The organism is Clostridium chromiireducens (assembly GCF_002029255.1).
Lineage (GTDB): Bacteria > Bacillota > Clostridia > Clostridiales > Clostridiaceae > Clostridium > Clostridium chromiireducens.
On sequence record NZ_MZGT01000085.1, the window covers coordinates 1 to 18299 of the forward strand.

General features: G+C 29.1%; 17 protein-coding genes and 1 pseudogene. 2 read left to right on the forward strand and 16 right to left on the reverse strand.

Translation table 11 applies throughout. The features are described from left to right. Positions 1–147: 147 nt before the first annotated feature. From CLCHR_RS20945 to CLCHR_RS20970, 7 genes and pseudogenes are all read right to left on the reverse strand, one after another. Positions 148–1101 (reverse strand): L-lactate dehydrogenase, encoded by a 954-nt coding sequence (locus CLCHR_RS20945; protein WP_079441868.1) that lies wholly within the window; start codon positions 1099–1101, stop codon positions 148–150. A gap of 29 nt (positions 1102–1130) precedes the next feature. Then, positions 1131–2153 carry an ABC transporter substrate-binding protein gene (locus CLCHR_RS20950; RefSeq protein ID WP_079441869.1) on the reverse strand — a complete coding sequence of 341 codons (1023 nt, stop codon included), beginning with the start codon at positions 2151–2153 and terminating at the stop codon, positions 1131–1133. A gap of 405 nt (positions 2154–2558) precedes the next feature. Beyond that, positions 2559–3148, reverse strand: a pseudogene (locus tag CLCHR_RS20955) (Rpn family recombination-promoting nuclease/putative transposase); the annotation flags it as partial. A gap of 12 nt (positions 3149–3160) precedes the next feature. Continuing rightward, a complete protein-coding gene (locus CLCHR_RS20960) occupies positions 3161–3364 on the reverse strand; it encodes a hypothetical protein (protein WP_079441870.1) in 204 nt (67 codons plus the stop codon). Between the two features lie 69 nt (positions 3365–3433). Continuing rightward, entirely contained in the window at positions 3434–3727 is a 294-nt protein-coding gene (locus CLCHR_RS24595) for a hypothetical protein (protein ID WP_139376278.1), read from the reverse strand. Then, complete coding sequence (locus CLCHR_RS20965) at positions 3724–4125, reverse strand: hypothetical protein (protein WP_242966171.1); 402 nt, start codon at positions 4123–4125, stop codon at positions 3724–3726. The genes CLCHR_RS24595 and CLCHR_RS20965 overlap by 4 nt, the downstream gene beginning before the upstream one ends. Before the next feature lie 130 nt (positions 4126–4255). Next, positions 4256–4573, reverse strand: a complete 318-nt coding sequence (locus CLCHR_RS20970) for a nucleotide pyrophosphohydrolase (RefSeq protein ID WP_079441871.1) — start codon at positions 4571–4573, stop codon at positions 4256–4258. A gap of 656 nt (positions 4574–5229) precedes the next feature. Between CLCHR_RS20970 and CLCHR_RS20975 the strand changes: the two genes are divergently transcribed. Next, a complete protein-coding gene (locus CLCHR_RS20975) occupies positions 5230–6447 on the forward strand; it encodes an NAD(P)/FAD-dependent oxidoreductase (RefSeq protein ID WP_079441872.1) in 1218 nt (405 codons plus the stop codon). Between the two features lie 37 nt (positions 6448–6484). On the opposite strand, the gene CLCHR_RS20980 is transcribed toward CLCHR_RS20975, so the two are convergent. The 3 genes from CLCHR_RS20980 to CLCHR_RS25000 form a co-directional block, all read right to left on the reverse strand. After that, positions 6485–6763, reverse strand: a complete 279-nt coding sequence (locus CLCHR_RS20980; protein WP_079441873.1) for a LexA family transcriptional regulator — start codon at positions 6761–6763, stop codon at positions 6485–6487. A 93-nt stretch (positions 6764–6856) separates the two neighbouring features. Further along, positions 6857–8122: a radical SAM/SPASM domain-containing protein gene (locus CLCHR_RS20985; RefSeq protein WP_079441874.1), complete on the reverse strand. Its 1266-nt coding sequence runs from the start codon at positions 8120–8122 to the stop codon at positions 6857–6859. A gap of 3 nt (positions 8123–8125) precedes the next feature. Then, complete coding sequence (locus tag CLCHR_RS25000) at positions 8126–8278, reverse strand: hypothetical protein (protein ID WP_009171007.1); 153 nt, start codon at positions 8276–8278, stop codon at positions 8126–8128. 297 nt (positions 8279–8575) lie between these two features. Here CLCHR_RS25000 and CLCHR_RS20990 point away from each other — a divergent pair, with 297 nt between their 5' ends. Then, on the forward strand, positions 8576–9400 hold the full coding sequence (locus CLCHR_RS20990; protein WP_079441875.1) for a C45 family peptidase: 825 nt from the start codon (positions 8576–8578) through the stop codon (positions 9398–9400). A 633-nt stretch (positions 9401–10033) separates the two neighbouring features. Here the strand turns inward: CLCHR_RS20990 and CLCHR_RS20995 are convergent. From CLCHR_RS20995 to CLCHR_RS21020, 6 genes are all read right to left on the reverse strand, one after another. Then, the gene (locus CLCHR_RS20995) at positions 10034–11599 is read right to left on the reverse strand and encodes a hypothetical protein (protein WP_079441876.1); all 1566 of its coding nucleotides are present in this window, start codon (positions 11597–11599) and stop codon (positions 10034–10036) included. A gap of 13 nt (positions 11600–11612) precedes the next feature. Continuing rightward, a complete protein-coding gene (locus CLCHR_RS21000) occupies positions 11613–13292 on the reverse strand; it encodes a hypothetical protein (RefSeq protein ID WP_079441877.1) in 1680 nt (559 codons plus the stop codon). 520 nt (positions 13293–13812) lie between these two features. Next, entirely contained in the window at positions 13813–15075 is a 1263-nt protein-coding gene (locus CLCHR_RS21005; protein WP_079441878.1) for a PDDEXK-like family protein, read from the reverse strand. 162 nt (positions 15076–15237) lie between these two features. After that, positions 15238–15450, reverse strand: a complete 213-nt coding sequence (locus tag CLCHR_RS21010) for a helix-turn-helix transcriptional regulator (RefSeq protein ID WP_079441879.1) — start codon at positions 15448–15450, stop codon at positions 15238–15240. Positions 15451–15452: 2 nt separating this feature from the next. Continuing rightward, a complete protein-coding gene (locus CLCHR_RS21015; protein ID WP_079441880.1) occupies positions 15453–15845 on the reverse strand; it encodes a hypothetical protein in 393 nt (130 codons plus the stop codon). A gap of 357 nt (positions 15846–16202) precedes the next feature. After that, positions 16203–18299: 3'-5' exonuclease (locus CLCHR_RS21020; protein ID WP_207652338.1), on the reverse strand; the 2097-nt coding region annotated here is incomplete at its 5' end.

An 18299-nucleotide genomic window follows, 5' to 3' on the forward strand; every position in this document is an offset into this window, starting at 1 on the left:
TCCATCTAAATATTCTTTTACTGCCTGAAGTTTTTCTTTAGGTAAGATATTTCTAGACATAAAATTACTCCCTTCTAAGTAAAACAGTTTTATTATTTCAACTGTCTACCTAGAAGGGAGCATATCAGTTTGAGGGTTCTTTCAGCTTTAAAGCGTATTGGCTTTCTCTATATATTCTTTTAAAACTTCACATGTATGATTAAATTGTGATTTTTCTTTTTCCGTTAAGTTTATTTCAACAACTTCTTCTACTCCATTTTTACCTAAGATAACAGGTACACTTGCAAAAACATTTTCTTCACCATATTGTCCTTCTAATAATGTAGATGCAGGAAGTATTCTCTTTTCATCATGAAGTATTGCTTTGACTATTTCACTTAAACCTACCCCTATTCCAAACTCTGTACATCCCTTTCCAGCTATTATCTCATATGCTGCATTTGCTGTTCTATTGGTCAACTCATCTAGATTAAGCTTTCCATAAGTTTCTGGTTTTTCTTTCATCAAATCAAATAATGGTTTTCCACCAAAATATACATGTGACCATGGTACCATTTGTGAATCCCCATGTTCTCCCATGCAATATGCTTGTATAGATTTTTGATCTATTCCTGTTTCATCTGATAATATTCTTCTAAGCCTTGATGAATCTAACGTTGTTCCAGTTCCAAACACCTTGTTTCTCGGAAAACCTGTTTTTTTCCATATATAATGAGCTATTACGTCTACTGGATTTGATATAACTATAAATATACCATTAAATCCTGATTCTAGTATTGGATCTATTATAGTATTTACTTCTTTTATTGTATCTTCTAAGTAATCTAAACGTGATTTATTATCCTCTGGTGGAATTCCAAGACTTACTACTACAATATCTGCATCTTCGCAATCTTTAAAAGTCCCTTTTTTACTTTTTACATAATGAGGTAAATATGAAACTGTATCACTTAAATCAACTGCTTCTGCATTTGCCTTCTTATCTATTTTATCAATCATTACAATTTCATCACATATACCTTGTATTGCTAGTGAAAATGCACAATGTGAACCTACATTTCCACTTCCAACTATTACTATTTTCCTGGTTTTTATACTCATTTTTAATCACCATCTACTTCCATTAATAATTACGATTCAACTATACCGCCTGTTGCTTTTTCAGCATTAGCCTCTATATCTGATGGAATCTTAATATTCAATTTCTTTGCAACATCTGTATTTATAACAACTTTTATTTCACTTAATTTTGTTATTTCAATTTCTGAAGGCTTCTTTCCCCCAAATATCTCTGCAGCCTCAAAGCCTGCTTCTTTTCCTAATCTATAATAATCTATACCTAAAGTTGCAAGAGCACCTTTACTAATTGCAGCGTCTTCAGCACCAATTACAGGAATGTTTTTTTCTAAACAAAGCTTACCTACTAATGTATAGCTTGAAGCTACTGTATTATCTGTTGGTGTGTATAGTGCATCAATTTCACCAAGAGCACTTGCTAAATTTTGGCTTATTTCATTTGTATTAGTTACACCTATTTCTTTTACTGTAATTCCATGTTTTTCTGCTTCAGCCTTAAATTCATTAACTTGAATTACAGCATTAGTTTCTGAAGTATTGTAAATAACCCCTACAGTTTTAGCCGTTGGAATTAACTTTACTAATAATTCCATCTGCTTATCTACTGGAGTCTTATTTGATGTTCCAGTAACATTAGTACCCGGACTCTTCCAATCCTTTGCAACTCCTGCTTTTACTGGATCTACTACTGCAGAACATACTATTGGTATATCTTTAGTAGCATTGTATGCCGCTTGAACTGCTGGTGTTGCAATTGCAAAGATCAAATCCTTCTTACTATCTGCAAATTGTTTAGAGATTGTTTGTGCATTTGATTGTTCACCTTGAGCATTTTGCTGCTCAATTTTTATGTTTTTTCCTTCTTCATATCCTTTTTCTTTTAATCCATCAATAAAACCCTTATTAGTTAAATCTAATGCATCATGTTGTACTAATTGTATAATTCCAATATTTTTTACTTCTGATGAAGTAGTTTTCTCTTTGCTAGAACCTGTTGTATCTTGTCCACATCCCGAAAGCACTCCACCTACTAAAACTGTACATAATAACATTGCTAATTTTCTTTTTCCTACCATATTACTGTCCTCCTAATTTTTCACTATCACAATTAACACTTTCCTACTATACTACCTAATTCACTACCATTGTGATAAATTTATTTGTATTTTCATGATAAATCGATAATAATTTACCAATCTTTTTGTTATAATATCATATTTTATAATAGTTGTAAAGTTAAGACAATCCCTAATCTAAACTGAACGTATTTAAATAAATTAACCCCTTTGCAGTTCATGACTTTAAATATTGTCAGAAAAACAAAAAACTTAAATATTTTAAATATAAAATAAAAAATAAATCTAACACTAGAAATATTTCTAGGTTAGATTTATTTAAATTCTGTTCACAATATAAGATAAACTTTAATACTCATGCACTTGAATTAATTTATCCTTAGGCTTCTCTTCTTCTGAATTCTATTATTCTAATATTTTTCTTACTTCCTTTTCACATATATTACATTCTTTTGCGATTTGGCTTATTGTATATCCTGAATTTGAAAGCTTTAAAACTTTTTTTGTTAAAAGAATACCTTCTTCTCTGCCTTTTTCTATTCCTTCTTCAATTTTCTCTCTATCTCTTTCCAATAAAGTCATATAAGATCTTGATCGCGCTTCGCACTTTTTCAAAATATGCACCTCCATTAATATATCATTCTTAACTTCTTGCACTCTTTTATGTATATTCTTAACAAGATCTCCGTTGACATGCTTTACATTATCATCCGTTGAATCTTCAACATAACGAGGAACTCCAATAATTCTTCACTTAAGTCCTTCATAATCCCTTTTGTATTTAATGCTATTTTCTGTGCTTCATCATTTAATGTTATACTACTATCTTCGAGGCAAACATTTTGAAAAGTATATTTATGATGTCCTTTATCAAATAAGTCAAATGTGCAGATAAATATAATATAACTCTTTGCTGGTTTTCTATAATCTTCACCTTTACTTATTAAATCCAAATCGATGCTTCCTTGATAATACCGAAGCCTTTTAGTCATATTAAAACCAATTTCTCAAAGTAATTGATTTTCCACAGCTTTCTTTAAATTAATAATAATATCTGTAATCCTTGCCGCCTCTTTTACATAGGTATCTTTAAGTTCAACACAGTTATCTGAAAAATGCTTAAAACCATAATTATGACCATTATTATCTCGAACATATTCCCACAAAAGACTGCCTAATCCTTTACGTTTTATTTCTCCTAAAATATTCACTATTCCATCATAACATTCATTAAATATTTTACTATGTTTCTTTTGAAACTCTTCTCTATTTATACAATATTAAAATCCATCTTCATGCTTTTCCATAAAAGCGAAATAATAATATAGATTATATTCAACTGCTATACATATTGAAAAATTGACTTTTTTACCTCCAGCTAATGTGTATTCTTTAATTTTCAATACTAAACCTGGCTCATAACTTGCTTGATAATATACTTCAGCGTCTTCTCTGTTATATTCAATAGGTTCTACTTTATTCTTAATGAATTTCTTATTTAACTCGTCCATAAAATTCACAAGCACTTCAGTTTTTATTCCATTTAAACTATTAGCTATAGCAAGTTCATTCATTCTTCCTTCACAAAGACCCCCGGGGGTACTTCTAAGACACGAAGTGTTGAAGTTGCTACTATTCCATCCTCTTCTTCTACTTCCTCCAATTCATCCCACTGTTTAAGCTCAACAATTATTACATTTTCCTTATCCTCTTCATCAAGACCAGTTAAAATAAAATCAACTCTTTTTGAAGTTGCAGGAATCCTATATTCAATAGCAACTCCACATTCATCAGGAATATCCTCTGTACTAAGTGCTTTAAACATATAAAGCATAGAATTATCCCAAGCTCTAAACTCACTTTCTCTAGACTTTCCTATTTTATTTTTATATTCCCTATCTATCAAAATACTGATTTCACCATTAGTAACATGCTTCATAAAATCTTTTTTACTAGCCTGATATACAATCACCTTTTATGCGCTCCTTTTTTACTCAGAAATGATTTTTGCTGTAGAAAAGTTCCGTATTGTAGAAAATTTCTGAATTGCAGAATAGCTGTTTTTTTAATTGTGAAATGAATATAATTGCATTTCTCACTCTTTACAATTGTGTGTACTTCTTGCTGTTACCTTTAGCTTTTTCTACTGGATATTTCTCTTCGTTTTTGTCCATTTTGCTATTTATAATTTCTTCTAAATCAACACCTAGAGAATCAGCCATATGTATACAATAAACCATAACATCCGCAAGTTCTTCTAAAACGTGCTCTTTATTATAGTTTTCTTCATTCCACAGGAATTCTTCTAAAAGCTCACCTGCCTCAATGGATATTGCTTTAGATAAGTTCGCTGGGGTATGGAATTGACTCCAATCTCTATCGTTTCGGAATTTTCTTATTCTGTTTATTGTTTCTTTCATTGTGATCACTCTTTCTATGTATTTCCATTTATTATGTTCATTATATCATAAATTTACATAAAACGAGTAAAGCCGAGATTTCCTAAATATAAGAAAATCTCAGCTTATTAAGTACGCAATTTCATTTATTAATAAAATGCCAATTGTTCCTTTAATGCTTGCAATACATTCAATTGAATAAATCTTAACTTTTTTACTTTTTATTTTTTTACAATAGACGATACAATGAAAAAATCTCAAAATCCCTTCCCAATAAAGATTAAATCCACCCTATTGGCTCAATCTTTTATCTTCCTAAAATTTCTTTAACCCGCTTAATAGGCCTTTCCAAAAACTCCTCTTTAGAATCCTGTTTCCCCTGTGGGTGCTTCTGAAGTCCGAAGGGCTGAAGTTGTTTTATAGTTTTTCTTAATCTTGAATTAAAATTCAGATTTAGATAAAAAATATAATTAAAATTTAATAATAAATACTGTGTAATAAGTAAAAATATATAGTACATAAAGCAAATTTAAATCAGGATGATATAAATTTATATAAAAGCAAAGTATATGAAATCTTAAAAAATAAAAGAGGTAAAAATAATTACATAATTATTGCTAAGATATATTTAAAATATAAAAATAATTTAAATAAAAATGATTACAAGGAGGACTTTAATGTACATTAAATATGTTCAGGGAAAACCACTATTTACACATATAAATAATGATAAAAAGCAATACTCATACTTAACAGAGGATATAGAAACTGACATCTGCATAATAGGTGGTGGAGTTACAGGTGCCATAGCATCTTATTATTTTAGTAAAAATAATATAAAAGCAGTTGTTTTAGAAAAGAAAAGGATAGCCCACTTAAGTACAAGTGTTACTACATCACTTTTACAATATGAGCTTGATGATAACTTATCTGATCTTAAAACATATACAACATTAGAAAATGCCTTAAGATCCTATAATTTAGGCCTTAAAGCCTTAGATGAAATAGAAAATTTCATAAATAAATACGGCAATAAATGCGATTATAAAAAAAGAAATACATTATTATATACTTCTAAGAAAGATGACGTAAAGAGTATAAAAACGGAATATGATCTTAGGAAAGAAAATGGATTTGATGTTGAATATATAGATGAAAGCAGAAATAAATATGACTTTGACCTTAAAGCTGGTATAATATCAAAAAATGGAGGTGCAGAATTAGATCCATATAAATATACAAATGAACTGCTAAATGTATCATGTGGTATGGGCGCAAAAGTTTACGAAAATACTGAAGTTGTTGATTTGCTTCATCATGAGGATTATATTGATGTAATAACTGAATCTGGATATAAAGTGAGAGCAAAAAAAGTAATAGTAGCAACCGGATATAATACCAAATTGTTTACAGATAGAAATTTTGGAACTATGACAACTACATTTAATATAGCTACTAAGCCAGTTTCTAGCTTTAACGGCTGGGAAGATAAAATACTTTTAAGAGATAATGGTGATCCATATAATTATCTACGAACTACAATAGATAATAGAATTATAATCGGTGGTGAGGATGTTACTTTCGTACCAGATATATTTAATGAAAAATTAGCTGATAAAAAATATGACATATTAGAGAACAAATTAAAATCCATGTTTAAAAATATTGAAAATATCGAAATAGAATATAAATATTGTGGCGCCTTTGCATCAACACCTGATAACTTAGGTTTTGTAGGTCCAGGTCCTAAACATAATAACTTGTGGTATCTATTAGGTTATGGCGCAAATGGAATTATATTTGCAATACTCGGAGCAATGATGTTAACTGAATTATATGATGGTAAAGTAAATGAAGATATGAAATTATTTAAAGTTGATAGATTTGATAATTAAAACATATTTTTTTAAAGAAAGCTGAGGTTTTCCAACTTCAAGAAAACCTCAGCTTTATTAATTCTTTATAATACCAACAGCCAACCCAATCTGAAGGCAAAAAGTATTTACCTTCTAAAGAATCATTTATTAAAATAGGCTTACCTGCGGCAATTTCATTGTATATTGGTATAGATCTTATATTTTCTACTTTTTCTTCAATTCCATTATTCTCTACATATATTTCACTTATTGAATTTGAATCTTTGATGAATTTATGAGAAATATTTCGTTTTAAATTAATATATTCAATAGTTTCAAGAGCAGATGGTATCATTGATGAACTGAATTTTGGTATATCATTTACTTCTTCTAGTTCTTTATTTATAATAATAATTAATAATGGGAAATGATTTTTGCCAAAGCATAGCTACTTTTTCCATTCACCTAAATATGGATTATAATTGCACATTTTTCCTTTAGAATAAATATCTCCATTTTCAGTACATATTGGCCTACAGTCATTGCAAACATATTTATATTCACAATCCTTGCATTCATTAATAAAATCCTTTGAGACACTCCAAAATTTTGTAATCAAATAGTTATCAATAATATTATTCATATCATTTATTCTAATATTAAACCTTTTGTCTATAAAATCATTTCCCATTATGCATGGAGAAACATACCCATCACAGGTAATGTTTATCTTTCCCTGCCAACAGTTATTTCCCGAGTAATTTTTTAAAAACTGTGATTCATTTACCGGCTTAAAATTAGGTTTATTTCTAATTCTTTGAAATTTAGTTTCTAATTCCGATGGAATTAAATTTTTTTTAGATATTCCAACATCTCTTACTATGTCTATTTTGCTGCGAACTCCTGTTAATTCATATATGTAATCTTGTATTTCTGAAATATCATTAAAATTATAACTCATTACTGCGCTATTAGCTTTAACATAAACTCCAAATTCTTTCAACTTCTTTATATTTGATATTGTAATATTGAAACTTCCATCTTTTCTAGTTATTTTATCATGAATTTCTGCTTTATTTGAATAAATTGATGTGATTACTTTAACCTTATTTGATACAATGGCTTGTATTATTTTTTCTGTTAATAAAGTCAAATTTGAGTAAAGTATTAATTCTGATTCCGAACATATTTTTTTGCAATAATTTATAATATCTATAATCCCATTAAATAATAGTGGTTCGCCACCAATTAAAATTATTTTTTTAGGTTTAAATTTCTTCAATTGATTGATTATTCTTTTCCAATCCTCAACATTTAATAAATTTAAACCTTTATCGCTGCTACTATTACAATCCATATAACAATGGCAACAATTTAAATTGCAAGCTTTTCGTAATTCAAACCATACAGTAGATAATTTTCTATCAATAACCTTTTCCTTAGTATAATTTCCACAAACTGTTTTTTTACTAGAATAATACCCCAAGTTTTTACTAATGAGTAAATCCAAATATTTTTTAAATCTATTGTTTTCTTCTGGTGTCAATTCTGCTAAAACCTTTTCCACGGATTCACCATTTAAAAGCTTATTTAGATAATATTTTGAATTGCTATCTATAGAAAAAAGTCTACTGCAATTTAAATCTTGAAGTAAACCACGCTTTGCCCCTTGAATTAATATTACATTTTCATTTAGTACAAAATAGCTTTTCATATTCTAATATATATCCTCTCCATCATCTGGCTCTGGATCTGGATACCCATTTGGCATACAATCTTGTTCTTCAGTCGGATTACAATCGTCAAAAAAGTCTGGAAAACAAGCTCCACTAACATTATTATCACTAATTTCCACCAATTCAAAATTCATTTTATGTCCCCCTTTATAATTAAAAATTTAAAATGAGTAATCAATATTTACTAATAGATAATTCTATTATACATTAGTTTGATTGTATTTAGAATAAAATGCGCCATAAAGCAAACGCTAGATGGCGCATTTTTGTTTCTGAAAAATGTATTAGGTTGATACATTGATGTAGCCAGTGATATCATTTAAATATAAGTTTAAGAAAGTAGTGAAGCCAATGGTAAAATAGCTAAATGATTCTCTAAATACTCTAAGCATATTATATGACAAAATTATAAATTAAAAGGAGTTTCTAAAATGTGTACAAGTTTTGCAGTATACGGTCAAGAAAAAACTATTTATGGTATGAATTTTGATACTGATGAAATTGATTTAAAACTGAAAGTCTTTTGTTATAATGATAAAAACATATTTTACTTTTCAGGCTTATTAGATAACATATACAGGGACATCGCTGGTTTTAATAGTGAGGGTCTTTTTATCTGTACTCAAGCAGTAAAATATAGTCCAGGTTTTAAATCAAGTTGTAACGAAAATGATTGGTTTGCTTTTGATATTTTTGACGAGGCGCTAAAGAAAACAAGAAAAACATCTGAATTTTTTGAAATTCTTAATAAAAGAGTAATCTCGTATCCTAGAAATCCATTATTCCCAGATTTAGGGCTACATACTATTATCGCAGATAAAACTGGTGATGCATTTATTCTGGAAGAAGGAATTGATACAAATATAATAAGTCGGATTAATAATGATTTTATTATTATGACTAATTTTCCAAATGGGGATTTTAAGGAAGCAAATTATAATAAAGTATATGGTATAGGTGCTGATAGATATATTTCTGCTCATGAATATATTGATAATAATATTCATAGCTTTGGTATAAATGAAGCTTTTGAAGTTTTAAGAAAAACTAGTCAGGAGAATACTTTGTGTTCAATAGTATTTGAACCGTTAAAAAATGAAGTTTATATTAGTTTTAAAACAGATTTAAGTAAAAAATGGAAAATTTCTATGATCGAAAAAACAATTCAATCATTGGATGGACTTTTAAGCAACAATAAAATTCATTTTACAAATGGAGAAATATTTGTGAATGATCTTATTAGCTTATATAAGTGAAAATCATTATAATAAAGAAGATCAATTTATAAGACAAATTTTTTTCGGGTATTCAAGAAAGCGTAGGGGATCGTCGCCCATGGAGATTTCTGAATAACAGGGCATGGTCAATCGCTTAACAACATTTTCACTCTTCGGGCGTGCTCATGGGTATGCGTGCCAAACCGTCTCACCGGGCGTACGCCGCAAAAGGGAAAGCCTCTGCCGGTCCGGTTCATCAGCTTCATGAAAACATTTTCCTACATTGACCAATTATTGTAATATAATTTGACATACCAAACTCTTGCTCATCAAAAATAAGCCATTTATATTGTTCTACATTTTAATACCATATTATAATTATTTCTGACTATTTTCCATAATCATTCAAAAAATATAAGCTCTATTTATTTTTCTAAAAAACTATGAAAAATCCTCTTTCAATATGTAATGTCAGAAAGTTCAGTCATTTTCCTTCACAAAGATCCCCGGGGGTGCTTCTGAAACACGAAGTGTTGAAGTTGCTACGCGCATGTAAGGATTAAATCCTGTATTGAACAGGGCTTAATCCTTTGGTTTTCATTTAATTAGCTATTGCGAAAGATGTTTATATATGCCGAAAATAAATTTCTCCTATTGGCATTCGAATTTTAATCAAAATACAACTCCGCTATTTTCATATAATCTATTCCATTCATTCCGTAAATCTTCATCCAATGCCGCAATATCAAGGGCATTTTCTTTATATAAAGCCCTAATTTCCATCAAGCCTGAAAATGCGAGTCTCTTCCATGCCACAAAATTAAGATGCAGTGCAAATAACAAAATCTGACCTTTAGAACGGGCTGCTGCATCTATACCATCTACTAAACATAATACTCCATGGCCTGTTAGTAGCATTCTTCGCAAGTCTGGATGGCTGCCAATTGGAATACATTCCTTCCAACTCTTATTAGAATAAAATCTACTCTTTATAGCCCAGAGCAATCGAATTGATATTTCGTTAATAACAACTGGTATAGCTTGTGCCATACCAAATCTAGCGTCATAATGATTTTCAAATATTTTTACTGACAAATCAGCCAGCGATACTTCTGTTGGGTTATTGCTTTTATCACTACCAGGATAAATCTTAAAATTACCTTTATTGCATAACTGAAATAATTCAAAAAACGGCATAGGTATTCCACTTCCAGATTTATCTGGATTATTTCTTCTTCCAGACGAGCTTCCTGCAACATCAGAAATCAAATGTCCAAGCCAATTAGAAAAACCACAGAATAATTTTGCTATAAAAGTTTTTCCATGTAAGCTTGATGTTTCGGTATCAAATACAATTAGCCTTCCATTATCTAAAAAATGTGATGTAGATGTAAATTGATCTACAATTGCAAAAATCAATCCTACTAAATCTGGCGAATGTCCTAATGATTTAATATGATGATTTCCAGGAGTCATTCCAAGTAAATCACCTGCTGCTTTACTTGTTGCTTGGTCGTAGCTAACTTTATATTTCTTTTCTAAAAATTGTATAGCATTTGAAATACTATTTTCATTTCCAGCCTCTGGATTCCATCCCTTAATCTTGGCAATTTTTTCAACAAACTTATCTGTTTGATTATTAGTCCACTTGCCTAATTTACTTTGATCTGGCATTCCAACAAAAAAGCTGTCTATTAGTCCCGCTACCACTCCGCAAAAAGCTGCAATCATATAATCATATTTATCACAATTAGCTTTTTTCATTGTATAATCTGAACGTATTCTCTCAGCTATTTCTGCTTTCTGAGCCTGTGATAACAAATTTTCAAAAGGATCAACTGTTAAATCTATATTATTTTCAAGTGCAAACTTATCAATATTAGAAAGATACTCATCCCAACTTGTTGTATCATCAATTGCAATTGTAACCAATTCTTCAAATGCTGGCACTTTAATATCTGCTTTTTCTTTCTCACTTAATTCAACTAATTTTTCTCCCATTTCAATATGTTTTTCAGAAATTTGAGAGGTATCCATACCTTGCGCTGAACAAAGCATTTCTGCCTGCATCAGTAGTTTATCTAGCTCTGATAAATTATCATCGTTTAATACTCCTAAGTTTGAAATTTCCTGAGAAGCTTTAACTAATTGCCTTTCTGCACTTTCCATTTGTTTTCTTTGAGCTAAGAGTGATTTCCCTACCTCATTCATCTTTTTATTATCTGTATTATCTGACATACTTCCTCCAACATTATCCCATTATACTTTTCATAAAGTTCTTTGCTGCACCCTTTACAGATGCCATTGCTGCATCTCCAGCATTAAAGTAGCCAATACCTTCAAAAGAATCATGTAATTCTTGTAATTTATTGCATGGAATTGTATCATCTAATACCATATAATCTGAAGTAGTTCCATCTTCATTGGTTGTTTCTTTCTTAATATAGCAAGATAAAATTAACTCACGTATCTTTTCCTTAGTTGCTCCTTCTGTTAATTCAGTTACACGTGTAAGATCCAATTTTTCAGGTAATTTACTAATGATCTTTTCAGTTTCTGCATATTGGATTTTATCTGAAGTAACTTGTGCACCTTTAGTTAGCATACTAATCATTGCAGAAATTTTTTTAATTTTAGCTTCTGATTCTAAGCCTCTTTCTATTTCTATTTGCAATCTTCTAGTAATTTCATTAACATCTTCAATTAAATAATTTAATGATCTTTGTGAGTTTCTTATAATAGCTTGAAGCATCATTTCTCTTTGTTTATTATTTTCTAAATCACTTAATCCAGTAATTTTCTTTACACCTTTATATGTTCCAACACCAAGTAATACAGCAACACCTATTCCAGTAAACATACTTGAAAATCCAAGTACACCTCCCATACCTAGAGATGCTAGTCCTGAAGTTATACCTGCAGCACTAACACCCATTACTGATCCTGATAAATAAATTGCAGCTAATGGAACACCAACAGCAGTTGCTTTAGATGCTAAATCCTTCATAGATTTCGTAATTTCTGTGTCATTTTTTCTTTGAGCCAATATCTCTTCATCATTTTTTATTGCTTCCACTATATATTCAACTTGTTCCTCATCAACCTCTAAATCATTATGTAACTTAACAATAAATTGATTTTCCTTCCAGCTTTGTTCTCTATTCTTCTTTCTAGAAATATATATAATATCCTTTAATAAAGATTTTTTAACTACATCATAACTTCCTTCATCTACACTTTTTGCTAAATAAGCTAATAACTCTTCATTGTTTTCAACATTATTATGATCAGTCATATATCCTCTTATTTCTAATCTGTCTTCTGCAGCCATTTCTATTCTTACAATAAGTGATATAATTTCTGCATATTCCTCTGCATCTATCTCATTATCATCTGAAAAAGTAAAGTTACAAACTAATTTTATGTAAGCTTTTTTTACACCAATATCCATCATTGATAAAGGACAAGTCTGAGATGTACTAACAAAGTCACTTTCATCTTGTGCTTGTTCAACTATTCCATTAATTAATTCTGCAAACTTTTCGCATGAAATATATCTAATATTCGCAGTAATATTTTTGCTTTCTCCATTTTTAAAGTGAATAATAACTTCCTTCTTTTCTTCGATTTTTCCATTATCTTTTTGTACTTCAGTACATATATATTCTGCTTTAGAAATAGAGCTTAACTGAATTTTATCAGTACCAGATCCTAATGCATTTGTGTATAGGTGTTCTCCTGTAAATAAACAGCCCTCTTTAGCGCTGCCAAATATAGTTGTGTCTACAATAGCTAAAACATAATCTGGATTCAAACCTTGTGCCATTCCAGAAATCGCACCATTTATTTTCTTTTCAGGTATATCTGGAGCTATAAACACCTTATCTCCAAGGATTTTAACATTTTCTTTAATATACTTCTCTACTGACATTATTACACCTTACCCTTTTTCAAATTCTTTGTCTAGCACATCTAAAATAAAAGCTTCATTATGGGCTACGTCTGCAACTCGGTAATTTTCTTTAACAATCATTTCTATAATAGAATTTATTGTAAAAGAATTATAACATAATTCATCCTAATTCACCACAATATGTAATATTTAATCATTTATTGTTATAAAGAAAGCTAAGATTCTCTAAATTTTAAAAAATCTCAGCTTATCTTAAGTTAAATAACTGTTTGAATTTTACTATTCTATAAAGAAATTGATGGCTACTGAGATGAATCTATTAAAGAATTGTTTATTCTATTTGAGGTTAATAGTTCTGGATTATCATTTAAAAAGTCATATGCAAATTTATGTGAAATTTTATTATAAGTATCTGCAAGTTCAAGATCAATTTTATCTAAAGTTGAGCATTATAACTCCTTAATTTAATATTTTCATATTATCTTGTTTATTGTTTATGAAACTACTTCAGCTTTATCCCTTAATACCTTCTAATATTTTATAATTGTTCATCGATCATTCCTTCAATAATATTTGCACTATTGTTTATAAAAGATTCGAATTTCAAACTATCATATAAATTATAATAAGCTTCATTATGATTTTTAAAGTTAGGGTTATCATTTTCATTTCCATTAGGTAAATACTCATAATTTATCCACCAGCCACCTGGATTAATATTCAGTTTTAGAAACCGTTTTTGAATTTGTTCTTTTAAAGAATCATCTACTACAATTTCTTTATTTATCCTTTTATCAAAAGCACAAAAGCCCGCAAAAATTGTATCTTTTATTTCTATTCTATACCATAAATCAATATCATCATTTATTTTGCTACAATAATAATTAATTCCTGGATATGTTGTTTTTTGATAATTATAAAAGCTCTTAGTAAGACCTTTATCATTTTTATAGTAATAATAACTATTTTCTTTATTAAAACCTTTCATATTAGCTATTACATCAACTCTCTTTTCTAATTCAGATAACACCTTCTCAAGCATCACTATCTTTGCTTTGTTTAAGCAATTAGCAATTTCTATAGCACTCTTAATGCTTTCACTTGAATTTGATATAATACTTACTGTTTCCATTTCGATTCCACCTTCTGATTGATTTGTTAATCTTCGAATTATAGACATTAGTTGTAATAGTATTTCTCTGATAGATGCTATCTTTATTGTTTCTTGATATTCAACACATTTCTCTAGCCATAGTAAAATATGATTTCCAAATGATATTTGTTCAACTTCAGTATAACCCTCTATGTTACCGTATTCATCTATTATTTTCGATAATCCTTTTGCACTTTTTTCAGAAGGCTTTTTCCCATTAAGAGATAAATAGTAAACCTTTGAATTCTGGGCTCTTTTATAGTAATCATAGCACTGCCTATCTTGATCCTCAGCTTTTATTTTTACCTCTATAGGAATGAATATATTATTTGATTCTATTACTAAATCAATCCTTCTATCGTCTTCGATCTTATACTCTTTAAATACTCTTATGTTTTTATAATCTTCATCAGAGAAGTTATCATCAATTCCTAAAACATACTTAACAAAAAGCTTCAAATACTTATCTCCTTGATAATGTGAGCCCTTGGGATTTATTAATTCGTATATTATCCTACAAATTTTCACTTCATCAGTTGATATACAAGCTATATCAAAAATATTAAAATATCCACCTGTCATTTTATTTATCATTTCATATTTCTTAGATATGGCTGATACCTCTAAAAGCATTTTTTCCACATTCATATATTTGTTATCCTTCCTATGTCTATTTTAATTACGCCCTCTTATTTCCATTATAATCCTATATACAAAAATAAGGTATACAAAAAATTGTACGCCTTACACTCGTTTACATATATTACTCAATTGCTTTTTCATTAGCAACATCATACTTTAATATTAGTTTTATTCTTCATCATCTACAAACTCAAATACTTCTTCTACTGATTTTCCGAATACCTTGGCTATATCCATTGCTAGCTTCAAAGATGGATTATATCTCTCATTCTCCAAATGACCAATAGTTTCTCTTCTTACCCCTACCAATTTTGCTAATTCATCTTGCTTTATGTTGAATTCTCTACGTAATTCATGAATTTTTGTTTTCAATCTCGGCATATTTAAACACCAAACCTTTCACCAAGAACAAAGAATATATACTTAATTAAATTTACTCCTCCTATAATAAATGGCATTATGAATTTTAAATCAACTACCCATACATCTTTATAAACAGACATAAGTGTAAAAATACTAATTCCTAAAATAAGAAGATCACATAATCTGGACTTTGCTTTTCTCTGATTGAGTAGTGACATTTCATCTTCTTTTTCTGCCTTTATAAAATATGGAACTAAAAAGGAAATAGATGCAATTAATAAAACAAGACTTACAATAGCTTTAAGAATAAAATTTAATTGAAAATAATTCAAAAATCCTATTGCGATCCAAACAATTCCAAAAATTCCGCTAACAAGTAATTCCTTTGTCCTTAAATTCATTTCTTTTTTCATATTATCACTCCATGTTATATATTTCTATCATAAGTTATATATTTATAACTCATGTTATAATTATATAACTTATATTCCAATAACACAATTAAAATGTTATAAATATTTAACATATCCATAATATTCTTATTTTTTATTTCCCTTAATTCCAATAACCACAAACACGGAAAGGCACATGAATTGATTATTGATAACATAATCTTTGGAAACGCTATGCGTTCGTCAAAAATAAATAAATCTATATAATAATCCATATTTAAGCACAAGCTAAATATTCAAGATTACCATTAACTGATGTTATTATAAATACAAAAAAAGACTTAAAGTAAATTGTCCCTTACTCTAAGTCTTCTCTTCTTAATCTAAACACATCCCCATATAATCACACTTCTCACATTCCTCTTCCTTAGCCCTATGAAAATCATCAACTTCAAGATCTTCAAGACATCTTCCAAAAATCCCATCCATATCATTAATCATCATATCTATATTCTTATCATCATAAGGCACCTCTTTACAAATACCTCTCTCAAGGAAGTAGAGTTTTAGCCGCACTTCATCTATTTGTCTTCCATTTATATAAAGATTGTCTTTTATAGCTTTTCCATAGATATTAAGTTGAGAAGTATATGTTTCTATTAGATGGTTTAGTCCATCATCATCTTCAATATGATTTGTTTTATAATCTGTAATAACTGCTATGATTTTATCGCCAGATTCAAACACTTCTAAACGGTCTATAAATCCTGTAAGCATTGTTTTTCTGTCTTCTAGTGGACTTATTGTAAAAGAAACTTCATTTTCGTTTAAGATCATTTTACCAAGATGATCTTTATTTTTCTCAATCATCTCATAATTACTTATATACTTACTTATTCTATTTTTCACCTTAGTTTTATCTTCTAAGGTGTTAACGTTATTTTCTCCTAAGATTTCAAACATGGCCTTATCAATTAAAAGTTCATTGCTGATTTCAAGATCACTGTTTTTATATTCAAGTATTTTGTGAACAATTGTACCCATGTCTGAGCTTTTTAAATATCTTACTTGTCCTTTTGCCTGCTCGTCTTTTTCAAGTATATCAACTGCTACCTCTACTATAATATCATCGTAATTATCCTGGGTTTCATCTAACATAGTTTCTAAAGCTTTTGTATCAATATCATTTGGTTCTTCTTCAATCCCCATATAATTGGCTGCCTTAATATTTAGCACACTTTCTATATAAAATCTTCTTGGACATTTTTTATATTTCATGTATTTTGAAGCACTGACGTAGCTTCTTATCTTATCTCTAATTTTGAAATCAAGATTTTCTTTTATACTAGATATTTCTATATTTTCAGTTACTTCTGTATCGTTTTGAAGCCTATACATTTTAGGAATTAAAGACGCATCTATAAATTCAATTAAGGATTCATCTGCATTTTTTATAGCAAAAGGATACAATATCTGTTTCATAAAAGAGTTAAGCTTAGTTATTTTTTCACTATCTTCTGAAATTTCCAAGACTCCTTCAGCTAACTCTTCACCAACCATAACTGCATATTGCTTAGCTCTTGTAAGTGCTACATATAGTACTCTTATGGATTCATCTATTTCTTTCAAAAGCTGGTTTTGAAAATATGAATTATACTCATCTGTAACTTCCTTATTCTCATTCCCATCCTGAACATTTTGAATATCATACTTACTTATGATTTTGCCATCGTAATATACTAAATTATTTTTGTTCTCTTCCTTTTTGCTTATCTTAAGCTGATCTGAATCTATTTCTGGAATTATAACGCCTTCAAATTCTAAGCCTTTGCTTTGATGGATTGTCATTATCTTTACTGCCTCTGTGTCTTCTGAGTCTAACGAAGCTTCTGCATCTTCTAAATTGTTATCATTTAATACTTCTATATGCATTATAAATTCTTCTGGAGTAAAGAGTTTTTCTTTATCAAACTTTTCTGCTTCAAATAAGAGCTTTTCAATATTTCTATATTTTTGAAGCCCTTCCTCTTGCATGAGCACTGCTTCCTTTATGCTGCAAGTTTCAATTATTGCATTTAGTATCTGTACTGCACATAGCCTAGTTTCCACTTTAGAGAGTTTAAGCAAAGTTAAATATGCATTTTCAAGCTTTCCTCTTTCCTCTATATCTTTCATACCATCATAAACCAATTCCATAGCTTGAAAATAGTTTAAGTTTCCGATTTCCATCTGTTGAAGCTTGATTTTATATAAAATATCATCAGAAATATTAAATACAAAACTTCTTAGAGCTTTAATGATCCTCATTTCAATGTTAAGTGAAAAATCCTCAGTAAAATTACTTATTACTAGCTCATAAAGGTTTAATATTTCTTTAATCTCTTCTTTTTCATAAAAACCACGCCCTCCAATTACGCAATAAGGTATATTATATTTCTTAAGTTCCTCTTCTATATCTGGTATTATATATTTACT

What these genes read in the sequence shown, in the direction of transcription:
- CLCHR_RS20985 (WP_079441874.1), bottom strand. Translation starts at nt 8,122, where the DNA reads ATGAAAAGCTATTTTGTACTAAATGAAAATGTAATATTAATTCAAGGG.
- CLCHR_RS20990 (WP_079441875.1), top strand. Translation starts at nt 8,576, where the DNA reads ATGTGTACAAGTTTTGCAGTATACGGTCAAGAAAAAACTATTTATGGT.
- CLCHR_RS21000 (WP_079441877.1), bottom strand. Translation starts at nt 13,292, where the DNA reads ATGTCAGTAGAGAAGTATATTAAAGAAAATGTTAAAATCCTTGGAGAT.
- CLCHR_RS20995 (WP_079441876.1), bottom strand. Translation starts at nt 11,599, where the DNA reads ATGTCAGATAATACAGATAATAAAAAGATGAATGAGGTAGGGAAATCA.
- CLCHR_RS21010 (WP_079441879.1), bottom strand. Translation starts at nt 15,450, where the DNA reads ATGCCGAGATTGAAAACAAAAATTCATGAATTACGTAGAGAATTCAAC.
- CLCHR_RS20970 (WP_079441871.1), bottom strand. Translation starts at nt 4,573, where the DNA reads ATGAAAGAAACAATAAACAGAATAAGAAAATTCCGAAACGATAGAGAT.
- CLCHR_RS20945 (WP_079441868.1), bottom strand. Translation starts at nt 1,101, where the DNA reads ATGAGTATAAAAACCAGGAAAATAGTAATAGTTGGAAGTGGAAATGTA.
- CLCHR_RS20980 (WP_079441873.1), bottom strand. Translation starts at nt 6,763, where the DNA reads ATGATACCATCTGCTCTTGAAACTATTGAATATATTAATTTAAAACGA.
- CLCHR_RS20950 (WP_079441869.1), bottom strand. Translation starts at nt 2,153, where the DNA reads ATGGTAGGAAAAAGAAAATTAGCAATGTTATTATGTACAGTTTTAGTA.
- CLCHR_RS20975 (WP_079441872.1), top strand. Translation starts at nt 5,230, where the DNA reads ATGTACATTAAATATGTTCAGGGAAAACCACTATTTACACATATAAAT.
- CLCHR_RS21005 (WP_079441878.1), bottom strand. Translation starts at nt 15,075, where the DNA reads ATGAATGTGGAAAAAATGCTTTTAGAGGTATCAGCCATATCTAAGAAA.
- CLCHR_RS25000 (WP_009171007.1), bottom strand. Translation starts at nt 8,278, where the DNA reads ATGAATTTTGAATTGGTGGAAATTAGTGATAATAATGTTAGTGGAGCT.
- CLCHR_RS21015 (WP_079441880.1), bottom strand. Translation starts at nt 15,845, where the DNA reads ATGAAAAAAGAAATGAATTTAAGGACAAAGGAATTACTTGTTAGCGGA.
- CLCHR_RS24595 (WP_139376278.1), bottom strand. Translation starts at nt 3,727, where the DNA reads ATGAATGAACTTGCTATAGCTAATAGTTTAAATGGAATAAAAACTGAA.